This window comes from Variovorax sp. HW608, from assembly GCF_900090195.1.
GTDB lineage: Bacteria > Pseudomonadota > Gammaproteobacteria > Burkholderiales > Burkholderiaceae_C > Variovorax.
In genome coordinates this window covers 3,972,532-3,984,012 of the sequence record NZ_LT607803.1, presented here as the reverse complement: position 1 = coordinate 3,984,012, position 11,481 = coordinate 3,972,532, and the positions used below count along the sequence as shown (strand labels likewise).

Genomic DNA, 11,481 nt, shown 5'->3' with positions numbered 1-11,481 from the left:
CCAACCGGGGGCGAGCCTATTGCGCAGAACGGTCGCGGGCGGCTCGCACGCCGCTGCGGATGTCCTGCAGCTCGGCCAGGAAGGCCCAGAACTGCTTGGCGCGGGTCTTGAGTTGGTAGTCGACCTGGGCGAACTGCTCCAAGGCAAGCTCGCTCATTCGGCTGTCGAAGGTCGCAGCAGGCAGTTCGAGGTGCGCTTCGGATTCGGAGCCGCTGCGCACGACGGTCGCGCCGGCGTTGCGGGCGATCTTCAGCATGGCGGCGTTCTCGCTGAGCGCGTGGATGAACAGCATGCCGACACCTTCGTTGCGGGCGACGACCACGGCGCGCTCGAACAACCGGGCGCCAAAGCCGCGGCCGCGCGCATGTTCGGCCACGGAGACGCCGAATTCGGCGCAATCCTGCTCTTGATCGGCAGGCGGGAAGGCCAGGTGGGCCATCGCGATCAGGTCGAGCCGGCGGTTGTAGATGCCGAAGAGTTCGTCGCGTTCGAAATCGAGCCCGTCGACATAGCGCTGGACCTGCTCGTCCGAGGCGACATAGCCGAAGCGCAGATAACGGTCGTGCTGGGAAAGAGCAAGCAGGTGCTGCGCGATGCGATCGCGCTCGCGCGGTCCGATCGAACGGATCGGAACCATCACAGGAGCGGGCGTGGCTGCCCGTGGTTGCGCCTCAACCATCGGCGCCTTCAGGAACGAGCCGACGCCGAGTGAGGCTTTGAGGAGGGCCTTGGCGGTAAGCATGCCTCAAATATAAGGGTTTTCCCCTAACCCTCAAGTCCGTCGGGTCGCTTCCGTGTCTCATTGGTGAACAAATACCAGTTTCACGCGATACCCGAAGCCACACATGTAACGGCGCCGCTCAGATCGGCACGGCCGTCGTGGCCTTGACGAGCGCTTTTACAGTTGCAAACGGACGTCGCAAACCCCGCGGCGTGAAACTGAACCCCTCCCGAAACCCCACCCGAGAGACAGCGCCATGAGCAGCACCGCTACCCCAGCCTTCACGCCTTGGGAAAACCCGGCGGGCACCGACGGCTTCGAATTCATCGAGTACGCCGCACCCGACCCCGCCGCCATGGGCAAGGTCTTCGAGCAGATGGGCTTCCGGCCAATCGCGAAGCACCGCCACAAGAATGTGCTGCTCTATCGCCAGGGCACGATCAATTTCATCATCAACTCCGAGCCCGATTCGTTCGCGCAGCGCTTCGCCCGCCAGCACGGCCCGAGCATCTGCGCGATCGCGTTCCGGGTGCAGGACGCGAAGGCCGCCTACGAGCGCGCGATCTCGCTCGGCGCCTGGGGCTTCGCACCCGGCGCCGGGCCCGGCGAGCTGAACATCCCGGCCATCAAGGGAATCGGCGACAGCCTGATCTATTTCGTCGACCGCTGGCGCGGCAAGAACGGTGCAAAGCCCGGCGACATCGGCAACATCGGCTTCTACGACGTCGACTTCGAGGCGCTGCCGGGCCTCTCGGCCGTCGAGGCGCTCGCGCCCGAAGGCCATGGCCTGACCTACATCGACCACCTGACCCACAACGTGCACCGCGGTCGGCTGAAGGAATGGGCGGACTTCTACGAGCGCCTGTTCAACTTTCGCGAGATCCGTTACTTCGACATCGAAGGCCGGGTCACCGGCGTGAAGAGCAAGGCCATGACCAGCCCGTGCGGCAAGATCCGCATCCCGATCAACGAAGAGGGCAACGAGAAGGCCGGCCAGATCCAGGAATACCTGGACAACTACCACGGCGAGGGCATCCAGCACATCGCGCTGGGCTCGCGCGACCTCAAGCATTCGGTGGATGCGCTGCGCGCCTCGGGCGTCAAGCTGCTGGACACGATCGACACCTACTACGAGCTGATCGACAAGCGCATCCCGGGCCACGGCGAAGACGTGAGCGAGCTGAGGAAGCGCAAGATCCTCGTCGACGGCAAGAAGGGCGCGCTGCTCTTGCAGATCTTCAGCGAGAACCTGCTCGGCCCGATCTTCTTCGAGTTCATCCAGCGCAAGGGCGAAGAAGGCTTCGGCGAAGGCAACTTCAAGGCGCTGTTCGAGAGCATCGAGCTCGACCAGATGCGCCGCGGGGTACTGGCCGCCGCACAATAAAGCTCCACTTCATTTCAAGGAACTGCGCATGCGTCTCGCGACTTCGCTTCGTACATCTCTCTTCATGGCAGCTGTGGCGTTGACGTTGGGCGGATGCGCGATGCCCACGCAGCCAGGGGCAACGACCACGACTTCGCGTCTCGACGCGGTCCAGAAGGCCGGCGCGCTTCGCGTCTGCACGCCGGGCGACTACCGGCCCTTCAGCTTCCAGAAGACCGATGCGAGCTACGAAGGCATCGACGTCGACCTGATGACCGCCTTTGCCGGCAGCCTCGGCGCGAAGCCCGAGTGGGTCAAGACGACCTGGGCCAACCTGCTGCCGGATCTTGCCGCCGGCAAGTGCGACATCGCAGTGGGCGGCGTTTCGGTGACGACCGACCGGCAGAAGCGCGCCTTCTTCAGCGCACCGTACATGGTCAACGGCAAGACGCCGATCGCGCGCTGCGCGGACGTGGCCAAGTACCAGACCGTGGAGCAGATCGACAAGCCCGAGGTGCGGGTGATCTTCAATCCGGGCGGCAGCAACGAGCGCTTCGCGCGCACGAACTTCAAGCGCGCCAAGCTCACGCTGCACGGCGAGAACGTGACCATCTTCGACGAGATCCTCGCGAACCGCGCCGACGTCTTCGTCACCGAATCGGCCGAAGCGATCACGCAGCAGAAGCTCAAGCCCGGCCTGTGCGCGATCAACCCCGACAAGCCGCTGCAGTACGGCGAGATGGCCTGGATGCTGCCGCGCGACGACGTGGCCTTCAAGGCCTACGTCGACCAATGGCTGCACCTCTCGCAGGCGAGCGGCGACTTCCAGCGCACGATGGATCGCTGGCTCAAGTAGTCAGCCGCAGCACGCGGCGGGCGGCCGATCAGTCGAGCAGGGCGAGTGTTTCTCGCCTGAGCCGCTCGTCGAAGGCCGCTTCGACGTGGCCCCGCCCCGGGATCAGGCGGTTGTCCGCGCCGGCCAACGTCGCCACCGACGGCGGGAAGACGATGTTGTCGCTGTTCGAGTGCCAGCAAGTGAAGGGCACATGCCGGGCGCTGGTCTGATCGCAATCGATCTTCTGGAGCCACTCGCCGCCCATCCGCATTTCCCTGCCGTTCGCCGTACGGCCGAATCGCGCGAGCCAGGTGCCCTTGTGCGGCGTGGCGATGGTGACGATGCGGTGCACGCGCACACCGTCGCCATCGCGCAGCCAGGCCCTTGCGGCGAGGCCGCCCATGCTGTGGCAGATGAGAAGCGGTGGTCGGCCGGTCGCTCGGGTCACTCGCAGGATCGCGTCATCGATGGTGCGAACGTAGTTGTCGATGGAGCCGAAGGGCGGCTCCAGGTTGACCGCGACGAAGCTTCGCCCGCGGGCGCTGAGCTCGCGCAGCCAGGGATTCCAGAAGCCGCGGTTGCCGACGAAACCGTGAACCAGCACCGCGCCGCGGCGGTCGTCGGCCTGAAGGCGGTCGGGGAACGACGCCCACCGAAACGGCTGCTGCCAGCTGAAAACACGCGGCGCGACACAGCATTCGGCGAGCCATGCGCGCAAGTACTGCTTCATGCTGGCGCGCGGTATCGGGTCATTCGCTCCCACCCGATAGCTCGCGATGAACTCGATTGCCAGAAACCCCGCGTGGCCGAAAAGCACGACGCACAGGCCGATGAGTGCGATGGCCGGCGAGGACCTCCACCAGTAGCTCACCCAAAGGATCGCGATGAAGAGTGAACCCAGCACCAACCATCGCTGCAGCCGCGCAACCATGGGCGCAACTATCGCACGCGGGGCCAGGCAATCATTTCCCCTTAGGACAAGCCCGGTGGCAGTGGGAGGCGACAGCCTCTCACAATCCGCGCCAAAGGAGATCACACATGCAGACCGCTGCACGACCGAGCTACCCGCCGGGTGTCCCGCACGAAGTGCACCCCGAGCAGTACCGCAATCTCGGGCAACTTTTCGGAGAGTCGTTCACGCGCTATGCGACGCGGCCTTTTTCGGTGTGCATGGAAAGGTGGATGTCCTATGGGGAGCTCGACACGCTGTCCCAGGCCATGGGCGCGTGGCTTCAGGCACGCGGCCTCGAGCCGGGGGCGCGCGTGGCCATCATGCTTCCGAACATCCCGCAGTTTCCGGTGACGATGTGCGGCGTCTTGCGCGCGGGATTCACCTGCGTCAACGTCAATCCCCTGTACACCGCGCGCGAATTGGAGCATCAGCTCGGAGACTCCGGCGCCACGGCGATCGTGATCCTCGAGAACTTCGCGGCGACGCTCGAGCAGGTCGTCGACCGCACCGCCATCCAGCATGTCGTCGTGGCATCGATGGGCGACCTTCTGGGGGGTCTCTATGGCGCCTGGATCACGCTGGCCGTTCGGCATCTCGCCAAGATGGTCCCGGCGTACAAGCTGCCGCTGGACAAGGGGCGGACGGTGACGCCATTTTCCAAGGCGATCGAAGAAGGCCGCGGACGCTCGCTGGCTGCGGACCCGAGCACGCTCGATTCGATCGCGTTCCTGCAGTACACGGGCGGCACCACGGGGCTCTCGAAAGGCGCGGTGCTCACGCATCGGAACATCGTCGCGGCGACGCTCCAGGCAGAAGCCTGGTTCTCGCCGGCGCTCGCGCGCGCCGGCGATCTTTCGAAGGTCAACAGCATTGCTGCGCTGCCGCTTTATCACATCTTCGCTTTGACGCTTTGTCTGCTGGCCATCCGGCAAGGCTCGCATCTCACGCTGATCCCGAATCCACGTGACTTCGACAAGTTCGTCGCCGTTCTCAAGCGGCGTCCGTTCCACATGCTGCCGGCGGTCAACACCTTGTTCAACGCCCTGCTGGTGCATCCGCAGTTCAAGACGGTGGACTTCTCTTCCCTCTTCGTTTCGCAGGCCGGAGGCATGGCGGCATCCGAGGGCACGGCGCGCAAGTGGTTCGAGGTGACCGGGTGCCCGATGATCGAAGGATGGGGCATGAGCGAGACCTGCGCGATCGGCACCAACAACCCGGTCTCCAACAGCCAGTTCACGGGCACGATCGGCCTGCCTCTGCCGGGGATCGAAATCGCGATCAAGGACGACGAGGGGCGCTCGCTGCCTCCAGGCGAAGCTGGAGAGCTTTGCATCAAGGGGCCCAATGTCATGGCCGGCTACTACAACCAGCCCGCGGAGACCGCCGCGGCGTTCACGGCCGATGGCTTCATGCGGACGGGCGATATCGCCATGATGGAGCCAGATGGCTACAGTCGCATCGTGGACCGGAAGAAGGACATGATCCTGGTCAGCGGCTTCAACGTCTTTCCCAACGAACTCGAGAACGTGATCTCCCTATGTCCCGGCGTCGTCGAATGCGCCGCGGTGGGTGTGGCCGACGAAAAGCAGGGGGAAGCGATCAAGGTCTTCGTGGTTCGCAAGGACCCCTCCGTGACGGAAGAGACGGTCATGCGCTACTGCCACGATCAACTGACCGGCTACAAGCGGCCGAAACACATTGAATTTCGGGAATCGCTGCCCAAGACCAATGTCGGGAAGATTCTGCGCCGGGAACTGCGAGCGGCTGCGCAACACTGAGCAGAACGAAAAAGCGGTTGATCGATGCCGCTTTCCCTTTGCAGGCGAGGCATGAAGCCGCAATAGCAAAACAAAAAGCCCAGCCTTTTGAAGGGCTGGGCTTTTTGAGGCTGTAAGAGCCTGACGATGACCTACTTTCACACGGGAACCCGCACTATCATCGGCGCTGAGGCGTTTCACTGTCCTGTTCGGGATGGGAAGGAGTGGGACCACCTCGCTATGGTCATCAGGCATAAAGGGTTGTCGTGCTGATTTTTTGGTCAGCACGACGAATTCATAGAGTTTGGAATCAGCTTGGTGTTTTGACTGCGTCAACTTGGCATAACACCTTGATCTGACAGATCAAAGTTATAGGGTCAAGCCGCACGAGCAATTAGTATCGGTTAGCTTAACGCATTACTGCGCTTCCACACCCGACCTATCAACGTCCTGGTCTTGAACGACTCTTCAGGGGGCTCGAGGCCCCGGCAGATCTCATCTTGAAACGAGTTTCCCGCTTAGATGCTTTCAGCGGTTATCTCTTCCACACTTAGCTACTCGGCAATGCCACTGGCGTGACAACCGATACACCAGAGGTGTGTCCACTCCGGTCCTCTCGTACTAGGAGCAGGCTTCCTCAAATCTGCAGCGCCCACGGAAGATAGGGACCAAACTGTCTCACGACGTTTTAAACCCAGCTCACGTACCTCTTTAAATGGCGAACAGCCATACCCTTGGGACCGGCTACAGCCCCAGGATGAGATGAGCCGACATCGAGGTGCCAAACACCGCCGTCGATATGAACTCTTGGGCGGTATCAGCCTGTTATCCCCAGAGTACCTTTTATCCGTTGAGCGATGGCCCTTCCATACAGAACCACCGGATCACTATGTCCTGCTTTCGCATCTGCTCGACTTGTCAGTCTCGCAGTTAAGCACGCTTATGCCATTGCACTATCGTCACGATGTCCGACCGTAACTAGCGTACCTTCGAACTCCTCCGTTACGCTTTGGGAGGAGACCGCCCCAGTCAAACTGCCTACCATGCACTGTCCCCGATCCAGATGATGGACCTAGGTTAGAACCTCAAACACACCAGGGTGGTATTTCAACGTTGGCTCCACAGGATCTAGCGACCCTGCTTCAAAGCCTCCCACCTATCCTACACAGATCTGTTCAAAGTCCAATACAAAGCTACAGTAAAGGTTCATGGGGTCTTTCCGTCTTTCCGCGGGGAGATTGCATCATCACAAACATTTCAACTTCGCTGAGTCTCAGGAGGAGACAGTGTGGCCATCGTTACGCCATTCGTGCAGGTCGGAACTTACCCGACAAGGAATTTCGCTACCTTAGGACCGTTATAGTTACGGCCGCCGTTTACTGGGACTTCAATCAAGAGCTTGCACCCCATCATTTAATCTTCCAGCACCGGGCAGGCGTCACACCCTATACGTCCACTTTCGTGTTTGCAGAGTGCTGTGTTTTTAATAAACAGTCGCAGCCACCGATTTCTTGCAACCCGTTCATGCTCCGTTGTTCACTTCACACTAATAGGGCACACCTTCTCCCGAAGTTACGGTGTCAATTTGCCGAGTTCCTTCTCCTGAGTTCTCTCAAGCGCCTTAGAATACTCATCTCGCGCACCAGTGTCGGTTTGCGGTACGGTCGTCAATAGCTGAAGCTTAGTGGCTTTTCCTGGAACCTCGTTCAGTCACTTCACAAGCAAGCTTGCTCGATCGCTGGCCTCGGTATATGACGGGCGGATTTGCCTACCCATCGCCTACATCCAGCTAAACCGGGATATCCAACACCCGGATGACCTATTAAGATCCGTCCCCACATCGCACTATTGATCGGTACAGGAATATTGACCTGTTTCCCATCAGCTACGCATCTCTGCCTCGCCTTAGGGGCCGACTCACTCTACGCCGATGAACGTTGCGTAGAAAACCTTGCGCTTACGGCGAGGGGGCTTTTCACCCCCTTTAACGCTACTCATGTCAGCATTCGCACTTCTGATACCTCCAGCATCCTTTACAAGACACCTTCACAGGCTTACAGAACGCTCTCCTACCACTTGCACTTGCGTGCAAATCCGCAGCTTCGGTAACTGGCTTAGCCCCGTTACATCTTCCGCGCAGGACGACTCGATCAGTGAGCTATTACGCTTTCTTTAAATGATGGCTGCTTCTAAGCCAACATCCTGACTGTTTTAGCCTTCCCACTTCGTTTCCCACTTAGCCAATTTTAGGGACCTTAGCTGGCGGTCTGGGTTGTTTCCCTCTTGAGTCCGGACGTTAGCACCCGGTGCTCTGTCTCCCAAGCTGTACTCTTCGGTATTCGGAGTTTGCCTTGGTTTGGTAAGTCGCCATGACCCCCTAGCCAAAACAGTGCTCTACCCCCGAAGGTAATACTTGAGGCACTACCTAAATAGTTTTCGGAGAGAACCAGCTATTTCCAAGTTTGTTTAGCCTTTCACCCCTATCCACAGCTCATCCGCTAGTTTTGCAACACTAGTCGGTTCGGACCTCCAGTACCTGTTACGGCACCTTCATCCTGGCCATGGATAGATCACTTGGTTTCGGGTCTACACCCAGCGACTGGACGCCCTATTCGGACTCGATTTCTCTACGGCTTCCCTATTCGGTTAACCTTGCCACTGAATGTAAGTCGCTGACCCATTATACAAAAGGTACGCCGTCACCCTTGCGGGCTCCGACTTTTTGTAAGCATGCGGTTTCAGGATCTATTTCACTCCCCTCCCGGGGTTCTTTTCGCCTTTCCCTCACGGTACTAGTTCACTATCGGTCGATGATGAGTATTTAGCCTTGGAGGATGGTCCCCCCATCTTCAGACAGGATTTCTCGTGTCCCGCCCTACTTTTCGTCAGCTCAGTACCACACAAGTCTTTTCACATACGGGGCTATCACCCACTATGGCCAGCCTTTCCAAGCTGTTCTGTTAAGTCTCGTGCTATCACTGACAGGCTCTTCCGATTTCGCTCGCCACTACTTTCGGAATCTCGGTTGATGTCTTTTCCTCGAGCTACTGAGATGTTTCAGTTCACCCGGTTCGCCTCGCACCCCTATGTATTCAGAGTGCGATACCTTTCGGTGGGTTTCCCCATTCGGAAATCTCCGGATCAAAGCTAATTTGCCAGCTCCCCGAAGCTTATCGCAGGCTATCACGTCCTTCGTCGCCTATCATCGCCAAGGCATCCACCACATGCTCTTATTCACTTGACCCTATAACTTTGACGTTTCTTCACAGAAACCAAAGTCCATCAAGGAATTGCCAGGTCTTTCACCTGGCGCGTTATGCCGTCTTCAGACTTCGAGTTCCCTCGAAATTGAAGTTCATTTGACGCAATCAAAAATTCAAGTTGCCGGCGGCACGGTGAGCCATGACGCTCTTTCCGCCAGCAACGCTGATTCGACTCTATGAATTTTTAAAGAACAGCCGATCGATCGAGAGATCCCGATCAACAACAAAAATGCCTCTTGCAAAGCATCTTTGGTGTTGATGAATTCTTGTCGGAATGGTGGAGGATGACGGGATCGAACCGACGACCCCCTGCTTGCAAAGCAGGTGCTCTCCCAGCTGAGCTAATCCCCCAGGCCTCGCAAGAGCCGCCACCGCGGCACCCGCAACCATTGGAACGAACCATTGGAGGAATTTGGTGGGTCTAGTTGGGCTCGAACCAACGACCCCCGCCTTATCAAGACGGTGCTCTAACCAGCTGAGCTACAGACCCATGTCGATGGAATCGACTTCATCCAACAACCGATAAGTGTGGGCGTTCAATTGGAACGGCACGTTTTCCAGAAAGGAGGTGATCCAGCCGCACCTTCCGATACGGCTACCTTGTTACGACTTCACCCCAGTCACGAACCCTGCCGTGGTAATCGCCCTCCTTGCGGTTAGGCTAACTACTTCTGGCAGAACCCGCTCCCATGGTGTGACGGGCGGTGTGTACAAGACCCGGGAACGTATTCACCGTGACATTCTGATCCACGATTACTAGCGATTCCGACTTCACGCAGTCGAGTTGCAGACTGCGATCCGGACTACGACTGGTTTTATGGGATTAGCTCCCCCTCGCGGGTTGGCAACCCTTTGTACCAGCCATTGTATGACGTGTGTAGCCCCACCTATAAGGGCCATGAGGACTTGACGTCATCCCCACCTTCCTCCGGTTTGTCACCGGCAGTCTCATTAGAGTGCCCAACTAAATGTAGCAACTAATGACAAGGGTTGCGCTCGTTGCGGGACTTAACCCAACATCTCACGACACGAGCTGACGACAGCCATGCAGCACCTGTGTTACGGTTCTCTTTCGAGCACTAAGCCATCTCTGGCAAATTCCGTACATGTCAAAGGTGGGTAAGGTTTTTCGCGTTGCATCGAATTAAACCACATCATCCACCGCTTGTGCGGGTCCCCGTCAATTCCTTTGAGTTTCAACCTTGCGGCCGTACTCCCCAGGCGGTCAACTTCACGCGTTAGCTTCGTTACTGAGTCAGTGAAGACCCAACAACCAGTTGACATCGTTTAGGGCGTGGACTACCAGGGTATCTAATCCTGTTTGCTCCCCACGCTTTCGTGCATGAGCGTCAGTGCAGGCCCAGGGGATTGCCTTCGCCATCGGTGTTCCTCCGCATATCTACGCATTTCACTGCTACACGCGGAATTCCATCCCCCTCTGCCGCACTCCAGCAATGCAGTCACAGATGCAGTTCCCAGGTTGAGCCCGGGGATTTCACAACTGTCTTACATCACCGCCTGCGCACGCTTTACGCCCAGTAATTCCGATTAACGCTCGCACCCTACGTATTACCGCGGCTGCTGGCACGTAGTTAGCCGGTGCTTATTCTTACGGTACCGTCATGAGCCCTCTTTATTAGAAAGAGCCTTTTCGTTCCGTACAAAAGCAGTTTACAACCCGAAGGCCTTCATCCTGCACGCGGCATGGCTGGATCAGGCTTGCGCCCATTGTCCAAAATTCCCCACTGCTGCCTCCCGTAGGAGTCTGGGCCGTGTCTCAGTCCCAGTGTGGCTGGTCGTCCTCTCAGACCAGCTACAGATCGTCGGCTTGGTGAGCCTTTACCCCACCAACTACCTAATCTGCCATCGGCCGCTCCATTCGCGCAAGGTCTTGCGATCCCCTGCTTTCATCCGTAGATCGTATGCGGTATTAGCACAGCTTTCGCTGCGTTATCCCCCACGATTGGGCACGTTCCGATGTATTACTCACCCGTTCGCCACTCGCCGCCAGGATTGCTCCCGCGCTGCCGTTCGACTTGCATGTGTAAGGCATGCCGCCAGCGTTCAATCTGAGCCAGGATCAAACTCTATAGTTCGATCTTGAATATTCGCCTCTCTCGAGGCAACTCATAAAAACGGAATTGAAGTGAACTTCACTTCTATTCTCATGAGCGTTTAAAAGTCCGAAGACTTCGTTCCGAAGAACTTGGCCATTCGCCTCAAACGCCCACGCTTATCGGCTGTATGTTTTTAAGGATCCCAACGCTCGACATCTGCTGTCTTGCGTCGTTTGCTTGCTGCGATCAGCGAAGCCCTCTACTATAACACGATTTTTTCGAAGATCAGAAAATATTTTAAAAATCTTTTCTTTTCTTCCCCCGCCCAACTCATCACATTCCGAAGAACCTGATTCGCTGCCGTGTTTGGCGGAGCCTGCGATTATTACACGCTTTTTGAAGAATCGAAAAAACTTTTTGAAGATTTTTTCTTTTCCTCTTCCTCTTCCTCTTCCTCTTCCTCTTCCTCTTCCTCTTCCTCTTTCCTCCGCTTAACCCTTGAGCCCTTTCACCGACCCTCTCGGGCGTCATAA

The 11,481-nt window shown here is 58.1% G+C and carries 5 protein-coding genes, 2 tRNA genes and 3 rRNA genes; 3 read left to right on the top strand and 7 right to left on the bottom strand.

Annotation, left to right across the window (positions count from 1 at the left end):
* Window positions 1-16: 16 nt before the first annotated feature.
* Window positions 17-742 carry a GNAT family N-acetyltransferase gene (locus tag VAR608DRAFT_RS18805; RefSeq protein WP_088955427.1) on the bottom strand — a complete coding sequence of 242 codons (726 nt, stop codon included), beginning with the start codon at window positions 740-742 and terminating at the stop codon, window positions 17-19.
* Window positions 743-977: 235 nt separating this feature from the next.
* Here VAR608DRAFT_RS18805 and hppD point away from each other — a divergent pair, with 235 nt between their 5' ends.
* The gene (gene hppD / locus VAR608DRAFT_RS18800) at window positions 978-2,105 is read left to right on the top strand and encodes a 4-hydroxyphenylpyruvate dioxygenase (protein WP_088955426.1); all 1,128 of its coding nucleotides are present in this window, start codon (window positions 978-980) and stop codon (window positions 2,103-2,105) included.
* Between the two features lie 28 nt (window positions 2,106-2,133).
* Window positions 2,134-2,940, top strand: coding sequence for a transporter substrate-binding domain-containing protein (locus VAR608DRAFT_RS18795; RefSeq protein ID WP_088955425.1), 807 nt, complete (start codon window positions 2,134-2,136; stop codon window positions 2,938-2,940).
* Window positions 2,941-2,968: 28 nt separating this feature from the next.
* On the opposite strand, the gene VAR608DRAFT_RS18790 is transcribed toward VAR608DRAFT_RS18795, so the two are convergent.
* Window positions 2,969-3,823, bottom strand: coding sequence for an esterase/lipase family protein (locus tag VAR608DRAFT_RS18790; RefSeq protein WP_331712998.1), 855 nt, complete (start codon window positions 3,821-3,823; stop codon window positions 2,969-2,971).
* A gap of 134 nt (window positions 3,824-3,957) precedes the next feature.
* Between VAR608DRAFT_RS18790 and VAR608DRAFT_RS18785 the strand changes: the two genes are divergently transcribed.
* The gene (locus VAR608DRAFT_RS18785) at window positions 3,958-5,649 is read left to right on the top strand and encodes an AMP-binding protein (protein ID WP_088955423.1); all 1,692 of its coding nucleotides are present in this window, start codon (window positions 3,958-3,960) and stop codon (window positions 5,647-5,649) included.
* A gap of 118 nt (window positions 5,650-5,767) precedes the next feature.
* On the opposite strand, the gene rrf is transcribed toward VAR608DRAFT_RS18785, so the two are convergent.
* From rrf to VAR608DRAFT_RS18760, 5 genes are all read right to left on the bottom strand, one after another.
* A 5S ribosomal RNA gene (gene rrf, locus VAR608DRAFT_RS18780) occupies window positions 5,768-5,880 on the bottom strand.
* A gap of 121 nt (window positions 5,881-6,001) precedes the next feature.
* Window positions 6,002-8,872: ribosomal RNA gene (locus tag VAR608DRAFT_RS18775) — 23S ribosomal RNA — on the bottom strand.
* A 294-nt stretch (window positions 8,873-9,166) separates the two neighbouring features.
* Window positions 9,167-9,242: transfer RNA gene (locus VAR608DRAFT_RS18770), tRNA-Ala, on the bottom strand.
* Window positions 9,243-9,304: 62 nt separating this feature from the next.
* Window positions 9,305-9,381, bottom strand: a tRNA-Ile gene (locus VAR608DRAFT_RS18765).
* Window positions 9,382-9,452: 71 nt separating this feature from the next.
* Window positions 9,453-10,987: ribosomal RNA gene (locus VAR608DRAFT_RS18760) — 16S ribosomal RNA — on the bottom strand.
* Together the 16S, 23S and 5S rRNA genes with 2 tRNA genes alongside form the textbook arrangement of a ribosomal RNA operon.
* Window positions 10,988-11,481: the final 494 nt, after the last annotated feature.

Bases quoted from the DNA above. Each gene is read 5' to 3' on its own strand.
- VAR608DRAFT_RS18805 (WP_088955427.1), bottom strand. From the start codon at position 742: ATGCTTACCGCCAAGGCCCTCCTCAAAGCCTCACTCGGCGTCGGCTCG.
- hppD (WP_088955426.1), top strand. From the start codon at position 978: ATGAGCAGCACCGCTACCCCAGCCTTCACGCCTTGGGAAAACCCGGCG.
- VAR608DRAFT_RS18795 (WP_088955425.1), top strand. From the start codon at position 2,134: ATGCGTCTCGCGACTTCGCTTCGTACATCTCTCTTCATGGCAGCTGTG.
- VAR608DRAFT_RS18785 (WP_088955423.1), top strand. From the start codon at position 3,958: ATGCAGACCGCTGCACGACCGAGCTACCCGCCGGGTGTCCCGCACGAA.